16 protein-coding genes are annotated in these 21,549 nt (G+C 40.2%); 5 read left to right on the top strand and 11 right to left on the bottom strand.

The genetic code is table 11. The annotated features are described in order from the left end of the window. Positions 1 to 59: 59 nt before the first annotated feature. From M3189_RS03665 to menE, 3 genes are all read right to left on the bottom strand, one after another. Positions 60 to 1,268 (bottom strand): iron-containing alcohol dehydrogenase, encoded by a 1,209-nt coding sequence (locus M3189_RS03665; RefSeq protein WP_251632148.1) that lies wholly within the window; start codon positions 1,266 to 1,268, stop codon positions 60 to 62. Positions 1,269 to 1,313: 45 nt separating this feature from the next. Next, positions 1,314 to 2,834 (bottom strand): aldehyde dehydrogenase family protein, encoded by a 1,521-nt coding sequence (locus M3189_RS03660; protein ID WP_251632146.1) that lies wholly within the window; start codon positions 2,832 to 2,834, stop codon positions 1,314 to 1,316. A 67-nt stretch (positions 2,835 to 2,901) separates the two neighbouring features. Further along, a complete protein-coding gene (menE, locus tag M3189_RS03655; RefSeq protein ID WP_285889349.1) occupies positions 2,902 to 4,419 on the bottom strand; it encodes an o-succinylbenzoate--CoA ligase in 1,518 nt (505 codons plus the stop codon). A 142-nt stretch (positions 4,420 to 4,561) separates the two neighbouring features. Between menE and M3189_RS03650 the strand changes: the two genes are divergently transcribed. The 4 genes from M3189_RS03650 (at position 4,562) to M3189_RS03635 (ending at position 9,295) form a co-directional block, all read left to right on the top strand. Beyond that, positions 4,562 to 5,488 (top strand): LysR family transcriptional regulator, encoded by a 927-nt coding sequence (locus tag M3189_RS03650; RefSeq protein WP_251632144.1) that lies wholly within the window; start codon positions 4,562 to 4,564, stop codon positions 5,486 to 5,488. A gap of 137 nt (positions 5,489 to 5,625) precedes the next feature. After that, positions 5,626 to 7,110: a spore germination protein gene (locus M3189_RS03645; RefSeq protein ID WP_251632142.1), complete on the top strand. Its 1,485-nt coding sequence runs from the start codon at positions 5,626 to 5,628 to the stop codon at positions 7,108 to 7,110. A gap of 21 nt (positions 7,111 to 7,131) precedes the next feature. Continuing rightward, the gene (locus M3189_RS03640) at positions 7,132 to 8,217 is read left to right on the top strand and encodes a GerAB/ArcD/ProY family transporter (RefSeq protein WP_251632139.1); all 1,086 of its coding nucleotides are present in this window, start codon (positions 7,132 to 7,134) and stop codon (positions 8,215 to 8,217) included. Next, a complete protein-coding gene (locus tag M3189_RS03635; protein ID WP_251632138.1) occupies positions 8,207 to 9,295 on the top strand; it encodes a Ger(x)C family spore germination protein in 1,089 nt (362 codons plus the stop codon). The genes M3189_RS03640 and M3189_RS03635 overlap by 11 nt, the downstream gene beginning before the upstream one ends. Before the next feature lie 95 nt (positions 9,296 to 9,390). Here M3189_RS03635 and gltD read toward each other — a convergent pair whose 3' ends face one another. Continuing rightward, complete coding sequence (gltD, locus tag M3189_RS03630; RefSeq protein ID WP_251632136.1) at positions 9,391 to 10,857, bottom strand: glutamate synthase small subunit; 1,467 nt, start codon at positions 10,855 to 10,857, stop codon at positions 9,391 to 9,393. A gap of 17 nt (positions 10,858 to 10,874) precedes the next feature. Beyond that, positions 10,875 to 15,422, bottom strand: a complete 4,548-nt coding sequence (gltB, locus tag M3189_RS03625; protein WP_251632134.1) for a glutamate synthase large subunit — start codon at positions 15,420 to 15,422, stop codon at positions 10,875 to 10,877. 133 nt (positions 15,423 to 15,555) lie between these two features. Between gltB and M3189_RS03620 the strand changes: the two genes are divergently transcribed. After that, a complete protein-coding gene (locus tag M3189_RS03620; RefSeq protein ID WP_251632132.1) occupies positions 15,556 to 16,461 on the top strand; it encodes a LysR family transcriptional regulator in 906 nt (301 codons plus the stop codon). A 72-nt stretch (positions 16,462 to 16,533) separates the two neighbouring features. On the opposite strand, the gene M3189_RS03615 is transcribed toward M3189_RS03620, so the two are convergent. The 6 genes from M3189_RS03615 to M3189_RS03590 form a co-directional block, all read right to left on the bottom strand. Further along, positions 16,534 to 17,460, bottom strand: a complete 927-nt coding sequence (locus tag M3189_RS03615; RefSeq protein WP_251632973.1) for an IS3 family transposase — start codon at positions 17,458 to 17,460, stop codon at positions 16,534 to 16,536. Then, positions 17,361 to 17,924 carry a helix-turn-helix domain-containing protein gene (locus tag M3189_RS03610; RefSeq protein WP_251632130.1) on the bottom strand — a complete coding sequence of 188 codons (564 nt, stop codon included), beginning with the start codon at positions 17,922 to 17,924 and terminating at the stop codon, positions 17,361 to 17,363. The genes M3189_RS03615 and M3189_RS03610 overlap by 100 nt, the downstream gene beginning before the upstream one ends. 81 nt (positions 17,925 to 18,005) lie before the next feature. Continuing rightward, positions 18,006 to 19,550, bottom strand: a complete 1,545-nt coding sequence (locus M3189_RS03605) for an acyl-CoA carboxylase subunit beta (RefSeq protein ID WP_251632128.1) — start codon at positions 19,548 to 19,550, stop codon at positions 18,006 to 18,008. A gap of 20 nt (positions 19,551 to 19,570) precedes the next feature. Next, positions 19,571 to 20,353: an enoyl-CoA hydratase gene (locus M3189_RS03600; protein WP_251632126.1), complete on the bottom strand. Its 783-nt coding sequence runs from the start codon at positions 20,351 to 20,353 to the stop codon at positions 19,571 to 19,573. 13 nt (positions 20,354 to 20,366) lie between these two features. Further along, the gene (locus tag M3189_RS03595) at positions 20,367 to 21,293 is read right to left on the bottom strand and encodes a hydroxymethylglutaryl-CoA lyase (protein WP_285889425.1); all 927 of its coding nucleotides are present in this window, start codon (positions 21,291 to 21,293) and stop codon (positions 20,367 to 20,369) included. Positions 21,294 to 21,327: 34 nt separating this feature from the next. Further along, the gene (locus M3189_RS03590) at positions 21,328 to 21,540 is read right to left on the bottom strand and encodes an acetyl-CoA carboxylase biotin carboxyl carrier protein subunit (RefSeq protein ID WP_251632123.1); all 213 of its coding nucleotides are present in this window, start codon (positions 21,538 to 21,540) and stop codon (positions 21,328 to 21,330) included. Between the last annotated feature and the right edge of the window lie 9 nt (positions 21,541 to 21,549).

Raw genomic sequence — 21,549 nt, 5'->3', positions numbered from 1 at the left:
ATAACTAGATAGCCAGATTATGAAATGTAAAAGTAGCGCTTTACATCTTGTAAACGAGATTAAGCCTTTATCGCAGGTACCTCGAAAACTTCATTTATCACTTTGGTGATTATCGTAGCTGGTATCTTATAGAAAACTCCGGCTGGGTCATTATGAACAGCTGGTACCAAATGTTGAAGTGTCTCTTCGTTACATTCAAATTCACCAAAAGTGTCTGGCAAATTCACTGCTGTGCGGAGATCTTTTATAAATTGGATAACTTCCTCTAAACATTTTTCTGGTTGTTCTGATGGATTTGCAATCCCCAACGCTTGGGCGAACCCCGTAATTCTTGGCAAATAGTACGTTGGCAGGGACTCCATTACATTCGGCAACAATACAGCGTTAGCTAGCCCGTGCGGGATATGAAATTTTGCCCCTAACGCATGTGCCATGTTATGAACTGGAACCGCATTCATCGCAAGGCAAAAAGCAGAAATAGCCATCGAACTTGCCATTAGCATATTCGCTCTTGCTGAAAGATCGTCCCCTTTTTGGACCGCAGTCTGTAAATTGTCTACAATCATTCGAATTGATTGAAGTGCAAATGCATCTGTCATCGGATTGGCCTTTTGTGAAAAATAAGCCTCCACTGCATGAGTTAATGCATCAAATCCTGTAAAGGCAGTGATTTTAGGAGGAAGCCCTACTGTTAAATCCGGATCAAGAATAGCCATATCCGCATTGATAAATTGATGAAGTAGATTTGTTTTTATTCCAAGCTTTTCATTAAGGATAACGGCTACCGGTGATACTTCAGCACCTGTCCCCGCCGTTGTCGCAATAGCTACATGCGGAATAAAAATATATTGGGCTTCTGGCCACCACTCCATCACATTTCCAGTAAGAAGGGAATCACGGATATCATCGAGCCCTTTATGAAGCATCCACTTAATCCCTTTTACAGTATCTAAAACGCTTCCGCCGCCAAGAGCGATTAAGGAATCACCGTTGCACTCTTTAAAGAAACGAGCTCCGCGATTAATAATTTCACCTTTTGCGTCCTGTTCGATATCTTCAAACACCCCAACAAGCTCTGGCGTACCCGGCATGATTTCAAATAATTCTTTAATTTGAGCTGTAATTCCGGCCTGGGTTAAACCTTTATCCGTGAAAAGTACTGCTCGTTTACCCCCAAGCCCTTTTATCATCTCAGGAAGCAAAGTTCTTGATCCCGCCCCGCTATTTACAACCGTTCGAACAGAAAATTGAAAAAATGATGTTGACATAGAATCACCTGCTTTTTTATTTTTGTATTATTAAATGAACCTGTATTACCCCAATAATATTTGGTACCAAGGTCTTTGGCTTACTTCAGGTACGAGTGAACAGTGAACATGCTTTAGCTGCGAATATTCGTCTAGTGCATAGCGGCCTAATTCTCTCCCGAACCCGCTTTGCTTGTATCCCCCAAATGGAGCATCACTACGGAGCATATGCCAATCATTGATCCAGATCGTTCCAGCCTTTAATTCACGGGCAATTTTCATTCCTTTATTTACATTCTTAGTCCAAACTCCACCTGCTAATCCATAAATCGTGTCATTCGCAATTTCGATCGCCTCCTCAACAGTGGAGTAACGAATGACTGAAAGAACAGGACCGAAAATTTCTTCTCTAGCAATCTTCATGTCATTATGAACATCCGCAAAAATCGTAGGCTCAATAAAATACCCATTTTCAAATCCTTCAACAATTGTACGCTTACCTCCGCAAACCAATCGTGCCCCTTCTTGAATACCGGATTCAATATAAGAAAGTACGGTATCCAATTGTTGCTGTGATACCATCGGTCCCATTCCCGTTGCGATATCTAATGGATTCCCAATTTTAATCGTGCTTGCAAGTTCAGATAATTGTTCAATTACTTGTTCATAAATGGAATCATGTACTAATACTCGCGTACCGGATTCACAAACTTGCCCAGAGTGTGTTAAGAATCCGAATAAAATGCCAGGAATGGTAATGCTCATGTCAGCATCTGGCAATACGATGGCAGGTGATTTCCCGCCTAACTCAAGCGTGACGCGTTTCACCGTTTTAGACGCCTGCTCCATAATGCGGCTCCCTACCTCTGTAGAACCGGTAAAAGCCACTTTGTCTACACTTGGATGCGTGACAAGTGCTTCTCCAATGCTGGCACCAGGACCAGATACAACATTGAATACACCTGCCGGGATTCCTGCTTCAGCTGCCAATTCCGCTAATTTCAAGGTAGATAACGGCGTATTGGATGCTGGTTTGACTACGATCGAGTTCCCCATTGCCAACGCGGGGGCAATTTTCCACATAGCTAAAATCATTGGAAAGTTCCAAGCCGTCACAGCTGCTACAACTCCAAGCGGCTCACGCCAGACTTGGTTATTGCTTGGTCCAGGAAATGGTACAGTTGGAAGTGACTCAACATACGGATACTCTACGGTAAACTTTGCTGTTTGCTGTAAGAGATCGACAATGGATAGGATGTCTAAGTTTGAAATACGTCGAACGGTAGCCCCTGAACTAATAGATTCTAAGTAACCCAATTCTTCAGCATGTTCAATGATCTTGTTTCCAAATTGGACAAGTACGTGAGCACGTTCTTGCGGGGATTTTTTAGACCATACTCCCGATTCAAAAGCCTGACGAGCTGAGGAAACGGCGACCTCCACATCTTCGATCCCAGCTTTCGCTACCTTTGCCGCGACTTCGCCAGTTGCAGGGTTAACTACATTAAACGTTTCTCCGCTTATAGCTGGCTTCCACTCCCCGTTTATATAGAGTGGAAATTCCAATATTTGCACTGCTGTTTTCATAGAAATTCCTCCTTGTTAATTACTCTTTGAATATTGACAAATGTTTTTAAAATATTTCTCTATCAAACTAATTAACTTCCACTTGTTCAACATGCAAAGCTCTTTTCAAAATTTTACCTGTACTATTCTTAGGTAATTCCTTCATAAATTCCACTTGTCTTGGAAGCTTGTACTTTGCAAGCTTGTCCTGGCAGAAATGCAAGATATCATCCTTCGTTATAGATTCATCGTTTGATACAACGACAGCCTTTACAATCTCTCCAAAATCTTTATCCTTCATTCCAATTACGGCTGTTTCCACAATTGCCGGATGTTGATATAATACTTCTTCCACTTCTCTCGGATAGACGTTGTACCCGCCAACGATGATCATATCTTTTTTACGGTCCACGATATAGATGTACCCTTCTTCATCCATTCGGGCCAAATCACCTGTATAAAACCATCCATTTTTTAATGCTGAAAATGTAGCCTCCGGCATTCCTAAATAACCCATCATCACATTCGGACCTTTTACAATCAATTCTCCAATTTCTCCTCTTGGAACTTCAATTCCATCCGGATCCACCACTTTGTTCTTTACATCAGGTATATCTATACCAACAGAACCAGGTTTGCGTGTTCCCCGCAATGGGTTAAAGGCTGTAACGGGGGCAGTTTCAGAAAGGCCATAGCCCTCTATAATCCGAACGTTATACTTCTCTTCAAATCTGTGAAGTAGTTCAACCGGAATGGAAGCTCCACCTGAAAAGCATGCCCGTATAGATGAAAAATCTTCTGCCGTCGCTCCTGGCACCTGTAACATAAAGCTAAACATGGTTGGAACCCCAGCAAACAATGACGCTTTCTCTCTTCTAATCGTGTTAATCACCTCAGCAGGACTAAATTTCGGAACAATGACAATTGTGCCCCCGCAGGCAATAGGCATGTTGATACAAACCGACAAACTAAACACATGGAACATTGGTAGAACAGTAATAATACGATCTTCTTCTGTCAACTCTGTTAGCCTAGATAATGATGCAACATTGGACACCATATTTCGATGAGACAACATAGCACCCTTCGGCTTTCCAGTTGTTCCGGAAGTATAGAGAATAACCGCCAGATCATCCTCCTGGATGGAAGGGCTTACAAAAATATCATTTGCTTCTTGAAAGACAATCTCCCATGATAATTCAGACTTGATCGATTCTGTATAGATGACAATCTTCAAATGTTCTAATTGCTCTTTCAATTGAGATATGGTTGACTCTAAAGAAGCATCAGTAATCACAGCTTTCGTATGGCTATTTGATAAAATATATGAAATTTCTCCTGAAGTGAAGGTTGGATTAATTGGAACAACTACTCCACCTGCACGAAGAATCCCATAGTAAGCAGTAACAAACTCCGGGCAATTCCCAAGGAGTAAAGCAACTTTGTCCCCTTTTCTGATGCCTGCAGCAGATAACCCCGCTGCAACACAATCTACCTCATGATCAAGTTCAGCATACGTTGTACTTTGGTACAAAAACGTATAGGCAATATTACTTGGAAATCTTGCAGCACTGTTCTTTAAATTCTCATTCAAATTCAAAACCATTATTTTCTTTCTCCTCCAATCTTTTTAAATCTATGAAAATTATGAATTGCTTGAATTTATTATATATATAATCTACACTTAAATAAATCAACCATTACTTATGAATATATAAGCTATGCTTCTATATTAAAAGGAGAAACCTATGCATATCGAACAACTTGAGTACATTGTAAAGATTGCGGAAACAGGCTCTATTTCTATCGCAGCACAAAAACTTCATGTTTCGCAATCAGGAATCAGTCAATCCATTACTAGATTAGAAGATGAGCTGGGAGTTAAAATATTTAAACGCAACCGACGACTTGGTGCCGTTCCAACGAATGAAGGAAAAACTTTAATTAAAAAGGCATATGAAGTATTAATGAAGCTTCACGAATTTAAAGAAGAAGCCCAAACTTATAACACAGTGCATACCGGAAATCTAAAATTATCATCAATCCCTGGCTTTATGCTGTTCCTGTTGGAACCATTAGCCGCCTTTAAAAAAGCCTATCCAAATGTGAATATAGAAATTTCTGAAAAAACCACCCAGCATATTATTGAACATGTCCGAAATAATCAGATTGACATAGGCTTAATCACGATATACGAAGATTTATTAAAAAAAGGAGAAGATCTACTATTTGAAGTAATCCTTGAAGGAAAGATGATGGTGGCCGTCAGCAAAACGTCTCCATTAGCGTTACATAAAAACATAACGCCTCAACAATTAATAACTCAAAACGTTATTTTATATAATGGTGAATATGTGAAACGATTTGTAAATAACATAATCAGTCAATTTGGGCCATTAAATATTTTATTTACCACGGACAATTCAGCAGTAATAAAAAAAGCGATTATTGAAGGATTAGGAATTAGTTTAGTACCTGACTTTACTATAAAAAATGATCCTGATGTTCTTAGCGGTGAAATAGTCCCTCTCGAAATTAAAGAGTACGAACAGGAAAATGTAGGTTTAGGATGGGTACGCTCAGAGAATAATCATTATTCACTTAACACAAAGAAATTTTTAGAACATTTTAAATTCTATTCCCGAATGCTGACATATTCATCATATAATGATTAATGTAAAAATGTTCAAACACTCGTTCTTGCCACTTCAGATGCTTCAAAAAAATGAAATTTCCAAAGGGTAATAAATGTTGATTTGTATAAAATCTCCATATCTACACAAACTGAGAAAAAATTACTCGAGGGATTATAATGAAGTTAAAAAATGGAGACAAGGAATATGGAGCAGGCTCAAATCAAAACTGGCTTGAACGATTATCCAAATCAAATGATTTCGTTCACGAGCATACTTCCTTAAGAGACGATGAGCCCTTTTGGATTTCATATTATCGCACCCTTGTTTCATCAGACATTTTACATAAAGATGTTCTGCCATATTTACAAGAAAAACTTCCATTAGAAGAATTAAAAAGTAGAATCCCTGTTCAAGAGATTATTTTTACAAGGGATGCAGATGAAATCATCCAAAACATTTTGAATGGGTCCCTAGCTATTCAAAAGCACCAATATGATGACGAATGTTTATTAATCAATATTGCGAACAGTAAATTTCGAGATGTCGGCATGGCAACTATGGAATCCTCTACACTAGGACCGCAGGTTGGATTTATTGAAGAATTAGATACTAATATCAATCTAGTTCGAAAAAGATTGCCTGTTCCAGAACTGCTCGTCAAAGAAATGAAGGTTGGAGAGCTATCCAAAACAAGAGTAGCAGTCCTTTACATGGACGGAATTGCAGATCCTGAAAATGTAAACACGGTCATCCAAAGAATAAAAGATATTCAATATGATCATATACAAGACAGTTCATATATCGCGTCGATGATTGAAGACAATTCTAATTCTTTGTTTCCACAATCGATATCAACGGAAAGGGCGGACCGAGTTGCTGCTGGACTAACAGAAGGAAAAATAATCATTGCATCAGATGGTTCACCGAATCTTGTCATACTTCCCGTTACCCTAATGGAATCTTTTATTGCAATGGAAGATTATAGCTATTCCTGGATCATTTCAAATTTCTTTCGGTTATTGCGATTTGCTGCTATGTTTATCTCGACAATGATAACCCCAATGTATGTAGCCATTATGACCTATCATTATGAATTGATCCCGGCCCGTTTATTAGAAACGCTCGTTGGATCAAGGGCAGCTGTTCCATTTGCCCCATTCTTAGAGGCTCTTTTTTTAGAATTAATGATTGAAATGGTAAAAGAGGCCGGAATCCGTCTGCCGCTTAAAATAGGACAATCCCTCGGTGTTGTAGGTGGTATTGTAATTGGGCAAGCTGTTGTGGAAGCTGGATTAACTAGCAATGTATTGCTTATTTTAGTAGGACTCGGCTCTTTGGCTTCCTATACCTCACCTGTTTATAAATTTAGTAATACCATTAGATTTATTAAGTTTCCAGTTATTTTTCTTGCACAATGGTTTGGTTTGCTTGGGGTGTTTTTAGCCTTCCTAATTACACAAATCCATTTACTTCGGTTAACGTCACTTGGGCGACCTTATTTAAGCCAGTATCCAATACGGAATACTTCCTTTCAAGATTTATGGGTAAGGCTGCCATTTTCCATGCAAAAAGAAAACCCAAAAACCTTGAGACCGCAAAAAAAGTGGAAATCAACAGGTACAGGAAAAAAAACGGGGCCGGCAAACGATTTTTATGAATAAATCGTAAAGGGGAAAAACAATTTGCAAGCCAATATTAGACATCAAGTTTCTCCCTATTTAGTCTTCTTTATTATTTACAATTCTCAGGTTGGTGTTGGGATTTTAAGTTTTCAAAGGACAATTGCCGCGAAAGCAGGATATGATGCCTGGATTGGTGTATTAGTTGCTGGGTGTTTAGTACAAGCGTTTATTTGGGTGATGTACAAACTTTTAGGAAAAACCAATGGAGATATTATCGATGTACATACCACTATTTTTGGAAATGGACTAGGTAAATTTCTTAGCTTCTTTATCATGATTTATTATTGGTTAGCAAGTATTTCTGTTTTAATTGGGTTTATAGAGATCATTCAAGTATGGATGTTTCCTACCATGCCTTCATGGATACTTTCTACTATTATTTTACTATCAGTATATTATTGTGTTTCTGGAGGATTTCGGGTTATTGTCGGCATGTCCTTTTTATCGTTTATTTTTCCGCAAATTTTGCTAATCGTACTTTTTATTTTCCCGTTAAAAATTGCCCACTTTTCAAATTTACTTCCGATCATGAGCCATTCCTTTATGGACCTAGCGGACTCCATTAAAAGCTCGATGTATTCAATAGCGGGAACTGAGGCATTGTTGATGTACTATCCCTTTATAAGAGATCCTAAAGCTTCAAAAAAATTCGCTCATTTAGGTGTTTTATTTACCACTATCCTGTATACCATTTCTGCTATTGTTTCCTTTACCTTTTATAGTGAAAATCAGTTAAAAACAACACTTTGGCCTGAACTTTCTTTAACAAAAACAGTTACGTTGTCTTTCTTGGAACGATTTGAATACCTATATATATCCATGTATTTAATTATCATTAGTGTTTTAATCGCACTTTTTTTATGGTGCTCCAGCAGAGGTTTAAAGAGAATTTTTAACAGGAAGCAAAAATATACATTACTCCTTCTTTGCCTCTTAAGTATTATCCTTTGTCAATTTAACGGTTCCTTCAAAGATATGCTGAATAAATATATCATTCAAATGAATTTATGGATATTTTACGGCTATATCCCCATACTCTTACTTGTTTTAACTTTTTTAAAAAGGGGAAAGCAAAATGATGAATAGGTCTGCGTTTTGTTTGATTCTTATATTATTATTATTATTATCAGGGTGCAGCTTTCTTCCTACCAACATTGTCAATGAAATCGATATGGCTCAAGGGGTAGGGTATGATCTGGCCGAAAAAAAGAACATAAAGGGAACGATTGTATTTCCTATATTTAAAAAAGACAAAACTTCTACTACAGAAGTCAGAACAGCTATAGGGAAATCCAGTAAAGAAATTCGTTCGATCTTAAATAACGAAACTCGATACACATTGGTAAGTGGTCAGGTTCGTGTAGCTCTGTATGGCAAAAAAATGGCAAAGAAAGGGATAAATGATTTTGTAGATACCTTACATCGTGATCCTGCTATCGGGAGTCTTGTACAAATGGCTATTGTTGATGGCGATTCGAATGAATTATTTAAAATGAAGAAATATAAAAATGAGAATGTTTCAATTCATATCCAAGAATTGCTGGAGCAAAATATGAAAATGGGACTACTTCCCCAAACAAATTTACAATCCTTTTTATTTCAATTTTTTCAAATTGGACAGGATCCTTATTTACCTTTAATAAAAAAGGAAAAAGATAACATTAGGATTACTGGCATGGCAATTTTTAAGGATGATCAATATGTTACTTCGATTTCAATGGAGGATCTTTTTATTTTCAAGGCACTTGTTGATATAAATAGAACTGGATTACGCCAATTTATTTTAGAAAAACATGATAATGTTGTACTTGATACTCTCGGTTCAAAAGTAAAGTATAAAGTGAAAATTGTACAGGGTAGACCAGAATTTACGATTAATTTAAAAATGAAAACAAGACTTCATGAGTTCGCTCCTTCAGAGAAACAAAGGCAGTCTTTTGATAAGAAAAAGTATCAAAAACAGGTTGAACAGGAATTAGAAAAAAGCGCCATAAATATCATCAATCAATTTAAGAAGCATCAAGTTGATCCTTTAGGTTTAGGAGCAAAATATAAAGAACATTATCGCGGATTTAATGAAAAACAATGGAATATGTATTATCCAAACGTTAAAGTCGTTGTAAATGCAGATATAGAAATCCTACAAACAGGAACTGTTGATTAGTGAATGGAGTTTTCTAAAAAATAAACCGCACGAGTGATAAGCTTCACCGTGCGGTCTTTATATTATTACAAAATTTATTAGGTTAGATGGAGTTTTTAAACCATCAAGTATTTTTCGACTTCCCGTGCCACTTCCCGACCTTCGTTAATCGCCCAAACGATGAGGCTTTGACCTCTTCTTGCATCGCCTGCAGCGAACACTCCTTCGATGTTTGTTCTGAAATCACCGTACTTCGCAGCAACCTTTTGGTTGAGTGCTTTTACACCGAATTGGCTTAACAGAGGCTGTTCAGTACCTTCAAAGCCGATTGCGATAAACACAAACTGAGCTGGCCATACTTTTTCAGTGCCTGGGATTTCTTTAAAATAATAACGACCTTCTTCATCCTTTAGTTTTTCCATTTGGATGGTATGAAGCTCTCTAAGATTCCCATTCTCATCGGCTACGATTTTCTTTGTTTGAATCGAGTATTGGCGTGGATCATCCCCAAATTTCGCTTCAGCTTCCTTATAAGCATAATCCATTGTAAAAACGTTTGGAAAAGCAGGCCATAAATTACCTGAAGTACGTTCAGCAGGCAATTGCGGATGCTTGCCGAACTGCACGACACTCTTGGCTTTTTGACGAAGCGCTGTTGCCACACAGTCGGCCCCTGTGTCCCCACCACCAATAACGATAACGTCTTTGTCTTCTACATTGATGAATTGACCATCCTCAAAGTTCGAATCTAACAGACTTTTTGTCGCTAGGGTTAAATAATCCATCGCAAAGTATATTCCCTTTGCTTCCCGGCCCTCAATCACTAAATCCCGCTGCCTTTGGGCTCCTGTACAAAGGATGACCGCTTCGTACTTTGCTTGAAGTTCTGCAGCTGTGATATCTTTGCCCACTTCTGTATTGGTAACAAAGTCAATGCCTTCCTGAGTCAATAAACGAACCCGGCGTTCTACTACTTCTTTTTCAAGCTTCATGTTCGGAATTCCATACATCAGCAAACCACCTGGACGGTCAGCTCGCTCAAAAACAGTTACGGAGTGGCCTGCTTGATTAAGCTGATCAGCTGCTGCCAAACCAGCAGGGCCGGAACCGATAATCGCCACTTTCTTTCCAGTCCGAGACCTTGGAATCCTTGGTGTAATCCATCCGTTTTCAAAACCTTTATCGATAATCGCTTGTTCAATATTCTTAATTGCAACTGACGGGTCGGAAATCGCCAATGTACATGAACCTTCACACGGAGCCGGACAAACCCTTCCTGTAAACTCAGGGAAATTATTTGTCTTCAACAGCCTGTCAAGTGCTTCTTTCCAAAGGCCGCGATACACTAGATCATTCCACTCCGGAATCAGGTTGTGAATTGGACAGCCTGACGTTGCTCCTTGGATCTCCATCCCGGTATGACAGAAGGGAATGGAGCAATCCATGCACCGCGCCCCCTGTATACGTAACTTTTCATCTGAAAAAGGAACACTATATTCGCTCCAATCGTTTTGCCGTGTCAGCGGATTTCTTTCTCCCACTTTTTCGCGGGAATATTCCATAAATCCCGTTGGTTTTCCCATTGTTCCTCTCCCCTTTCTTAGCGGTTTGCAGCTTCCTGCTGTTTAGATGAGTTTGGTTTTGCAGAGGAATTCGCTAAAAAGGCGCTCATCACTGCTTCTTCTTCCGATAATCCTGCTATTTTTTGCTCAGCAATCAATTGAATCATCCGTTTATAATCCTTCGGAATGACCTTGACAAATTTTCTCACACACTTTTTCCAGTTTTCGAGAACACAGCTAGCCTTTACACTTTGTGTGTAACAGAAATGATTTTCAATCAACTGTTTTAGCTCATCCTGATCGGCAGCAGTTGATACTGATTCAAATTCAATTAATTCTTTATTACATAAATGCTTAAATGCCTCTTTGTCTTCTGCTAAAACATAGGCAATTCCACCAGACATTCCAGCTGCAAAGTTTTTGCCAACATCACCTAAAATAACAACACGTCCGCCCGTCATATACTCACAGCCATGGTCGCCAATTCCTTCAACCACCACATTTACACCGCTGTTACGAACAGCAAAACGTTCTCCAGCACGTCCGTTAATATAAGCCTCGCCGCTTGTTGCCCCGATAAAGGCAACATTACCTGCAATGACATTTTCGGCAGAAGCGAGCTTGGTATGCTCATCTGCTCTAACGATAATTTTTCCGCCAGAAAGACCTTTCCCAACATAATCGTTCGCGTCCCCGGTAAGTTGGAGTGTCATTCCTTTTGGTACAAAGGCACCAAAGCTTTGCCCAGCGGAACCGGTAAATCGTAAGGTAATGCTATCCTCCGGAAGTCCATCTTCACCATAGCGTTTGGAAATTTCACTTCCGACAATCGTACCAACCACGCGATTGATGTTCGTAATTGGGAAACTTAAATCGACCGGTGTCCCCTGCTCTAAAGCTGGTTGAACAGCCGGAAGAATTTCTTTGATATCAAGTGATTCGTTTATTCTATGATTTTGTGGAGTTTTGAAGGTGCGGTGTCCTTCAGGCTTGTAAAGCAACGCTGTTAAATCCAAATGCTGCGCCTTCCAATGTGCTTTTGTCCGCTCACTTACGGTTAATACATCTGTACGGCCGACCATCTCCTCAATACTTTTGAATCCAAGTTCAGCCATAATCTCACGTACTTCCTGTGCAACGAAACGCATAAAGTTAACAATATAATCAGCTTCACCTGTGAACTTTCTGCGAAGCTCAGGGTTTTGAGTGGCAATCCCAACCGGACATGTATCTAGATGACAAACACGCATCATGACACAGCCAAGGACAACTAGCGGTGCTGTTGCAAAGCCAAACTCCTCCGCTCCAAGTAAGGCCGCCATTACAACATCCTTGCCAGTCATTAATTTTCCGTCTGTTTCAAGCACAACACGATCACGTAAACCATTCAGCATTAGCGTTTGGTGTGCCTCTGCTAATCCAAGTTCCCACGGCAATCCGGCATGCTGAATGCTCGTTTTCGGAGACGCACCCGTTCCGCCATCATAACCACTGATAACAATCACATCGGCTACCGCTTTTGCCACTCCTGCAGCAATCGTTCCGACTCCGCCTTTAGAAACAAGCTTTACGCTAATGCGAGCATCACGATTGGCATTTTTTAGATCATGAATCAGCTGCGCCAAATCCTCGATTGAGTAAATATCATGGTGCGGCGGCGGTGAAATTAAGCTGACTCCCGGCGTTGCCCCACGAACGTCGGCAACCCAAGGATATACTTTCGTACCCATCAACTGGCCGCCTTCACCCGGCTTTGCACCTTGTGCCATTTTTATTTGCAGCTCTTGGGCATTAACAAGGTAATGACTCTTTACACCAAAACGACCGGAAGCAACCTGTTTAATAGCACTTCCTCTGTTATCACCATTTTCATCGATAACAAAACGACTTGAATCTTCCCCGCCTTCACCAGAATTGCTTTTTCCACCTAACCGGTTCATAGCAATCGCTAATGTTTCGTGCGCTTCCTTACTAATAGACCCAAACGACATCGCACCAGTCTTAAAGCGGCGGACAATTGAATCTACGGATTCTACTTCTTCAATCGGCACAGCTGTACGCGTTCCATTAAAGGAGAATAAGTTGCGTAAGAAGCCAAGTCTTTCCTCATTAGCCTGTGTGGAGTATTTTTTAAATAATTCATAATCACCGTTGCGGCAAGCCCATTGCAGGGTATGAATCGTTCCTGGATTAAAGGCATGGTGTTCACCATCATGTCTCCATTGGAAGTTACTGCCTGATTCAAGAGTCTTGTCGGTTGATTCAGTATAAGCTTCCGAATGACGCAGCTTAGCTTCTTCGGCGATGGTGTCTAAACCAACTCCGCCCAACTGGGAAACTGTTCCAGTGAAGTAGGTGTCGATGACATCAGAGCTGATCCCCACTGCTTCAAAAATTTGTGCACCACGGTAGCTTTGCACAGTTGAAATTCCCATTTTTGACATGACCTTTACAACACCCTCAGTCATGGCATAGATATACTTCTTAACTGCTTCTTGATAGGTGAATGGTAAAGTTCCTTCCTCAACAGCTTTCTGATAGGTAGCGAACACAAGATATGGGTTAATACCATCAACACCATATCCGAGCAGTACAGCAAAATGGTGAACTTCTCTTACTTCCCCTGTTTCAATAATGATACTTGCCTTCGTTCTTAATCCTTCACGAATCAAGTGTTGATGAAGGGTGCTCGCTGCCAATAAAGATGGAATGGCAACCCCTTTTGCATTCATATTTCGGTCAGACAGGATAATTAAGCTGGCACCGCCTGCAATTGCTTTGTCTGCTTCACGGCAAATTTCGTTAAGGCTATTCTCTAAATCCTCTGTGAACAAGATGTCGATTACTTTGCTTTTAAATAATTCGTTCTTCTTTAAATCTTCAAGCTGGCTGTTCGTTATGATTGGTGACTCCAGCTGAATCCGACGGCAATTTTCTGCCGATGGATGAAGTAAATTCCCTTCTGCTCCTAGATAGGAAATCGTTGAAGTGACAATTGCTTCACGTATCGAGTCAACCGGTGGATTGGTTACTTGGGCAAACAATTGCTTAAAGTAGTTAAACAAGTTTTGTGGCCGGTCTGATAATACAGCAAGCGGCATATCATTTCCCATTGCTCCAAGCGGGTCTTTACCTTCAGTCACGGCTGGAAGGATATATTTTTGAATATCTTCATACGTATATCCAAAGGCTTTTTGAAGGACCAGTAAATCTGCCGGGATCTCTCCCTCAGCCTCTTCTCTATCTTCCAATCGAACCAGCTGATCATTTAGCCATTTCTGATAAGGCTGTTCCAGTGCCAATTGTGATTTGATTTCCTCGTCGGAAACGATTCGTCCTTCTTCTAAATCAATCAATAACATTTTTCCCGGGCGAAGGCGCTCTTTGTATAACACCTTTTCAGGCTCTACATCGATGACGCCAACCTCTGATGAAAAAATAATATAATCATCTTCTGTAACATAATAACGAGCCGGACGTAGGCCATTCCGATCCAAAATAGCACCAATTTGTTTACCATCAGTGAAAGAAATAGCGGACGGTCCATCCCAAGGCTCCATTAAAGTACTGTGAAATTCATAGAAAGCTCGTTTTTCCTCTGTGATATGAGGATTCTCAGACCATGGCTCTGGGACAAGCATCATCGCTGCATGCGCTGGCTTACGGCCGGCAAGCACTAAAAATTCAAGCGCATTGTCTAAAATCGATGAATCACTTCCATCTGTATCAAGGATTGGCAGCACCTTTTCCAAATCAGTTCCAAATGCCTCTGACACAAATTGACTTTCACGCGCCTTCATCCAGTGAATATTTCCCTGAAGTGTATTAATTTCGCCATTATGAATTAAATAACGGTTAGGATGTGCTCTTTCCCAGCTTGGAAATGTATTTGTACTAAAGCGAGAATGCACTAAAGCAAACGCAGAGACAAAATTCTCATCCTGCAAATCCAAATAGAACTGGTCAACTTGTTCAGGCGTTAACAGACCTTTGTAAACAATAGTCCTGCTCGAAAGACTTGCAAAGTAAAATCGATATTCTGATTCCTTTGCCCATTTTTCCGCTTGTTTCCGAATGACGAATAATTTCCGTTCAAAAGCTAATGAATCCGTACTATTTTCGTTGTCACCAACAAACAATTGGCGAATGACAGGACAGCTTTCCTGTGCCGTTACCCCTATTGGTTCTGCATTCACTGGGACTGTTCTCCAGCCAAGCACCGTTTGCCCCTCTTGTTCGACCATTTTATTGATATAGTTTTCAATTTCTTCCCGTTCACCATCATCCTTCGAGAAAAACAGCATCCCCACACCGTATTTCCCTTTTTCAGGTAAATTTATGGTTGAACATTCTTGGCGGAAAAATTGATCCGGTATTTGAACCATAAGTCCCGCTCCATCGCCTGTTAGCGGGTCACTCCCCTGTCCACCGCGATGATCCAATTGACACAGCATTTTTAGTCCTTTTGCCACAATATCATGTGTTGCTTTTCCTTTTATGTGAGCATACAAGCCGATTCCACAAGCATCATGTTCAAATTCTGGACGGTAGAGACCTTGTGCTTTTGGTAGTTGATGATACGTCATATCCAATCTCTCCCTGCAAGTTAAATTCTCGAAATATCTATACCAACTATTTTAGGTTTTCTAATTTATACAAACAATATATAATTTATATCAAACCAATCTAATTATTAGATAAATAAAAGGAGGAATAGCTATGGAACTTCGTCAATTACGTTATTTAATCGAAGTTGCGGAACGGCAGCATGTTACAGAGGCAGCTGACAATCTCAACGTTGCACAATCAGCCGTTAGCTATCAAATTACCAAACTGGAAGAGGAGCTAGGGGTTAAGTTATTAGAAAGGGTCGGCAGGAATATTAAGATTACACCGGTCGGAAATATCTTTTTAGAATTTGCAAAAGGGGCTTTAAAAACATTGGAAGAGGGAAAGGAAAAAGTTGAAGAATACCTCAATCCACTAGGAGGACCGCTTCATATTGGATATCCTTCAAGTCTCTCCATCTATTGGCTTCCAAATCTAATTTCGGCTTATAAGGAAGTTGCGCCAAATGTTAATTTCCATTTGCGGCATGGCTCCTATGCTTACTTAATTGAAGCGGTAAAAAACGGAGAACTCGATTTAGCCTTTCTCGGCCCTGTCCCTATGAAGGAACCAGATTTAGAGGCTAAAATCTTATTTATGGAAAATATCGTTGCATTAATTCCTGAGCATCACCCCTTGGCTGATCGAAAAAGTCTGTATTTAAGTGACTTACGGACAGATCGATTCGTCTTATTTCCAGATGGATATATTCTTCGAAAAATTGCTGTAGACGCCTGTCATGAGGCCGGCTTTGAACCGAACATTGCGTCCGAAGGGGAGGATATGGATGCATTAAAAGGGCTTGTTTCCGCAGGAATTGGTGTTAGCCTATTACCTGAGAGTACTTTCTATGACTCTGTTCCCCGGTTCACAGTTAAAGTACCGATTGAAACACCAAAAGCCATGCGTACAGTTGGGGTTATAATTCCAAAACATAGAGAAATTGCGCCTTCCGAAAAGAATTTCTATCAATTCCTTATCCAATATTTCAGCAGGTTGGATCAGTATAAACAATAAAACCAAGGGGACGGCTTCATCTGGCCTTATGGCCAGGAGAATGATGTGACCCCCGAAAGTTAGAGTTTTATTTTAAGCAGCCAATTGGCTGGTATGGTTACGGTATTGAACCGGGCTCATGCCTGCCAATTTTTGCTTTATACGCTTGTTATTATAATAATAGATATATTCTTCAATTCTCTTTTTTAATTCCTCAAATGAGCACAGTGTCTCTCCATGATACATTTCTTGTTTCAGTAATCCGAAAAAGTTCTCCATAGGAGAATTATCTAAACAGTTTCCTTTACGCGACATACTCTGGAACACCTTGTTTTTCTTGAGCGTTTTCACCCATTTATTATGTTGATAGTGCCACCCTTGATCAGAATGAATAGTAGTTCTAAACTTTGAATCTTTTACTACTTCTAGTGCCTCCTTGAGGGGGGTGAGGGCCAATTCTAAGGTTGGACGCTTCCCGATTCCGAACGAAAGAATCTCTCCATTGAACATATCCATAATTGGACTTAGATACAGCTTTACTCCATCTGTACACTTGAATTCCGAAATATCTGTGGTTAATTTCTGATGACACACATTTGTTTGAAAACGACGATTGATAAGGTTCTTGGCAACAGTTCCAGTTGTACCCTTATAAGAACTGAACTTGCGTGATTTTAGTCTGAATTTATCACCTTTGAGTCCGAGTTTTTTCATGATGCGTTGCACCTTTTTATGATTTACTTTAACCCCTCGGTTTTTCAATTCTAGTTGAATACGACGATAACCGTAATTTCCGTCATGTTCTTCGAAAATGGATTGAATAAGTTTCTCCAGCTCCTGGTCCGGATTCTCCTTATTCATCATTTTTATATGATAATGATAGGAGGACTCGGGAATGCCGACTATTTGTAAAACATCTTTTAGTTTGAAGGTTTCTTTGAGTTCGAATGATAACGCTGCTTGTGCTTTTCGAGATAGCCCTTCGGATCCATCTGAAAAGCTCGCAACTTTTTTAAGTATTCTACCTCTAAACGTAAAAGTTCGTTTTCTCTTTCTAACTTTTGTTCATTTGTCATTTCGCTCTTTTTTGCTTGTTTGTCTTTTTTGTTCTTAGCTATATCAGACATGGATGGCCGTCCTTTCGGTCTATTCAGGCCTTCACTCCCATCCTCTAAGAAAGCCTTTTTCCACGAGGATATGATCGTTGGGGTGGTTATCCCAAAGTGAAGCGCAGCTTCAGTTTCTGAAGATCCCGTTCTTTTTATAAAGCTTAATACATCCAGCTTTAATTGAACAGGATAACTTTCGAGATGTTTCTTACTAGTTAACCCCTTCTGCCCGAACTTCTCGTAAACTTTCACCCATCTTTCGATGGCTGATTTCGACTTAATCCCATGTTTCTTAGCAATTGCTCTATACCCAAGATTTCCTTCCAGATATTCACTTACCACCAAAAGTTTTAATTCCTCACTATATTTGCCCATAAATAAGACCCCCAAAAGCCAGATTTCACTCTAACTTTTGGGGGTCAGTACAGAACCGTCCCCTTGGTCTTTTTTTAAAATTTAAACCGGATATACTGGATGTTTCCGTTCTGAGAAGATGAGGTATTTTGAAGTATATGCCTCGAAACGATTTACAAGTTCCTTACGTAATGAGTTTGCTGGGATAATTCCGTCAATTACCATTTCGGAAGCTAAATTATAGATATCTATATCCTCTTTATATTCCTCACGTTTTTGTTCAATGAAAGGTGCTCGCTCCTCTTCGGGTAGTGCTGCAATTTTATTGGCAAAAACGGCATTAACTGCTGCTTCTGGTCCCATAACTGCAATGGATGCTGAAGGTAAAGCAAGACACGCATCTGGTTCAAATGCAGGGCCAGCCATTGCATACAGACCAGCTCCATATGCTTTACGTACGATAACAGAGATTTTCGGAACACTTGCTTCAGCCATCGCTGATATCATTTTCGCACCATGGCGAATGATTCCTGCCCTTTCTACCTTTGTACCGATCATAAATCCAGGCACATCAACTAAAAACAAAAGTGGAATATGGAAGGCATCACAAAGGTTAATAAATTTTGCGGCTTTATCTGCTGAATCGTGGAATAATACCCCGCCTTTAACACGCGGCTGATTAGCAACAATTCCCACAGGCTTCCCATCCATGCGGGCAAGTCCGGTAATAAGTTCACCAGCAAAAAGTTTTTTTATCTCAAAGAAGGAGCCTTCATCAATAATCCCACCAATTAGATCATGCATATTAAATGGTGAATTTTGATTAACCGGAATCAGTTCTTCTAATGGTTTCTTCAATTGTTTAGGATCCACTGCCTCTCGAACCGGCGGTTTTTCTGAAAAATTAGCAGGAAAATAAGAAAGATAGTTTCTAGCCATTGAAATGGCTTCTTCCTCATTTTTCGCAAGAACATCACCGCATCCTGAAACCGAACAGTGCATGCGAGCGCCGCCCATTTCCTCCAACGTTACATTCTCACCAATTACCATTTCGGCCATTCTCGGTGAACCCAGGTACATCGATGAATTTTTATCAACCATAATGACAATGTCACAAAAAGCTGGAATATAGGCTCCACCCGCAGCAGACGGTCCAAACAGAATACAAATCTGAGGAATTTTACCTGAAAGTTTTACTTGATTGTAAAAGATTCTTCCTGCACCACGACGACCTGGGAACATTTCTACCTGGTCCGTTATCCGCGCTCCAGCTGAATCTACCAAGTATAATAATGGCACTCGAAGTTTTTCTGCAGTTTCTTGGATACGAATGATTTTCTCAACCGTACGAGCACCCCATGAACCAGCTTTAATTGTTGAATCGTTTGCCATCACACAAACAAGCTGGCCATTAATCTTGCCCATACCTGTCACAACTCCGTCTGCAGGAAGATCTCCCGCCTTAAAGTTTGCAAACAGACCATCCTCTAGTTCATAGCCAGGATCGAATAATAATGATAAACGATCGCGAACAAACAGTTTTCCCTGCTCTTGGTTTTTTTCATGATATTTGGGGGGTCCACCCTTTTTAATTTGCTCGACTCTATCCTGCAGTGTTTGTTGTAGAGGGTTATTATCCACTGTCATTATTGTTCCTCCTTTATTTCCTATTCTCCTGTATAATTAGGGCTGCGTTTCTCTTTAAATGCCTGTAATCCTTCTAAACGATCTTTTGTTGGAATTGTTATTTCATAGGCATTTTGCTCAATGGCTAGGCCCGTATTTAAATCAATGTCAAATCCTTTGTCGATGGCAAACTTTGCTTGTGTAACAGCAATCGGGCCATTCCGAACAATTTGTCGCGCAACTTCTAATGCTTTATCTATTAAGCTACCAAAAGGGACAGTATACTCTACTAATCCAATCTCAAGGGCTTCGTTTGCATCAATTTTTCTAGCAGTGAAAATGAGCTCTTTGGCACGTCCCTTACCTACTAATCTTGGTAAACGTTGTGTTCCGCCGGCACCAGGAATAATTCCCAGTGATGTTTCCGTAAGACCAAGCTTTGCAGTTTCAGAGGCAATGCGGATATCACAAGCGAGCGCTAGTTCAGTTCCTCCGCCAAAAGCAACTCCGTTCACAGCAGCTATGACCGGCTGGGGTAATGATTCTAGAGAGTTGATATTTTCGCGAATCAAGGAAACAGTCTTCCTCACCTGAACACTATCCATTCCAGCTCTTTCTTTTAAATCAGCTCCTGCGCAAAACGCTTTCTCCCCAGCCCCTGTTATGACAATACAGCGGACTGCACGGTCATATTTACATGTAAGAAGTGCGTCACGTAGACCCTCTAACATCTCTATCGATAAAGCATTTGCAGCTTCCGGCCTATTTAAAGTAATCATCACGATTCCATTTTCCATTTTGTTAACTACTATGGTTTTACTCATGATTTCACCTTTTTCATTTGGTATTTCCAAGCTTTCCGCTTAGCACTGCGCTTGCGGCTTGAAAACTTTTACTAGGTAAAGTTCTACCTATCCTATCCTGTATAAATTGAGACGCATGTAGTAACTTTTGCTCATCAACTCCGGTGTGAATTCCCATTCCATGAAGCATATAAAGTAAATCATCTGTCGCTACATTTCCCGCTGCTCCAGGTGCATAGGGACACCCTCCCAATCCACCAAGGGAAGAATCAAAAGTGGTAATTCCCATTTCTAACGATACTAGAATGTTCGCCAAAGCTGTTCCTCGGGTATCATGAAAATGCATGGCCAATTTATCTGCTGGAAATCTCTTTAATAAAACTTCCAAAACCTCTTGGACTTGCTTTGGATTTGCTACACCGATGGTATCTCCGAGTGACAGCTCTTCAATACCCATAGCAAATAATGTTTCCGAAACTCTTATGACACTCTCAATATCAACTTTCCCTTCATACGGACATCCAAAAACAGTCGAAACATACCCTCTGCTTAATTTTCCTGCTGAAATTGTATCTCTGACCAAATCCTTTAACACAGGGAAAGTCTCGCCAATGTTTTTATTGATATTCTTTAAGTTATGTGTTTCGCTCGCTGACATAAACACGGCCACCTCATCAATGTCCGCTTTAAATGCCCGTTCCAACCCTTGAAGGTTTGGAACAAGAGCAGTATAGGTGACACCAGGTACTTTTTTAATGCCCGTTGCAACGGCAACTGCGTCTGAAAGTGCCGGAATCCATTTTGGATTTACAAAAGAGGTAATTTCAATATGTTTTAAACCACTTTCAGACAATTGGTTGATCCACGCAATTTTATCTTCAGTTGAAATAAACGTTTTTTCATTTTGTAATCCATCACGAGGACCAACCTCTTTAATGGTTACACCTGCAGGCCACTTCAAGTGCTCCATCCCCTTTCCGCCTTACCTCTAGGCTCTATTCAACTACTACAATGACGTCGCCTTCATTTACAAAATCGCCTTCATTCACTTTTACTTCTTTCACCGTTCCAGCGAATTCAGCTTCAATCGGAATTTCCATTTTCATTGATTCTAAAATCACAACATCTTGACCCTCTTCTACTTGATCTCCAACTTGAACTAATACCTTCCACACACTTCCTGCCATACTTGCAATGATTTCACTCATGATAATTCC

This window comes from Neobacillus niacini, from assembly GCF_023715415.1.
Taxonomy (GTDB): domain Bacteria; phylum Bacillota; class Bacilli; order Bacillales; family Cytobacillaceae; genus Neobacillus; species Neobacillus niacini_C.
Note: the sequence above shows the minus strand (reverse complement) of the source record. Positions and strands in the feature narration are given on the sequence as shown.

What these genes read in the sequence shown, in the direction of transcription:
- M3189_RS03665 (WP_251632148.1), bottom strand. Translation starts at nt 1,268, where the DNA reads ATGTCAACATCATTTTTTCAATTTTCTGTTCGAACGGTTGTAAATAGC.
- M3189_RS03660 (WP_251632146.1), bottom strand. Translation starts at nt 2,834, where the DNA reads ATGAAAACAGCAGTGCAAATATTGGAATTTCCACTCTATATAAACGGG.
- menE (WP_285889349.1), bottom strand. Translation starts at nt 4,419, where the DNA reads ATGGTTTTGAATTTGAATGAGAATTTAAAGAACAGTGCTGCAAGATTT.
- M3189_RS03650 (WP_251632144.1), top strand. Translation starts at nt 4,562, where the DNA reads ATGCATATCGAACAACTTGAGTACATTGTAAAGATTGCGGAAACAGGC.
- M3189_RS03645 (WP_251632142.1), top strand. Translation starts at nt 5,626, where the DNA reads ATGAAGTTAAAAAATGGAGACAAGGAATATGGAGCAGGCTCAAATCAA.
- M3189_RS03635 (WP_251632138.1), top strand. Translation starts at nt 8,207, where the DNA reads ATGATGAATAGGTCTGCGTTTTGTTTGATTCTTATATTATTATTATTA.
- gltD (WP_251632136.1), bottom strand. Translation starts at nt 10,857, where the DNA reads ATGGGAAAACCAACGGGATTTATGGAATATTCCCGCGAAAAAGTGGGA.
- gltB (WP_251632134.1), bottom strand. Translation starts at nt 15,422, where the DNA reads ATGACGTATCATCAACTACCAAAAGCACAAGGTCTCTACCGTCCAGAA.
- M3189_RS03620 (WP_251632132.1), top strand. Translation starts at nt 15,556, where the DNA reads ATGGAACTTCGTCAATTACGTTATTTAATCGAAGTTGCGGAACGGCAG.
- M3189_RS03610 (WP_251632130.1), bottom strand. Translation starts at nt 17,924, where the DNA reads ATGGGCAAATATAGTGAGGAATTAAAACTTTTGGTGGTAAGTGAATAT.
- M3189_RS03605 (WP_251632128.1), bottom strand. Translation starts at nt 19,550, where the DNA reads ATGACAGTGGATAATAACCCTCTACAACAAACACTGCAGGATAGAGTC.
- M3189_RS03600 (WP_251632126.1), bottom strand. Translation starts at nt 20,353, where the DNA reads ATGAGTAAAACCATAGTAGTTAACAAAATGGAAAATGGAATCGTGATG.
- M3189_RS03590 (WP_251632123.1), bottom strand. Translation starts at nt 21,540, where the DNA reads ATGAGTGAAATCATTGCAAGTATGGCAGGAAGTGTGTGGAAGGTATTA.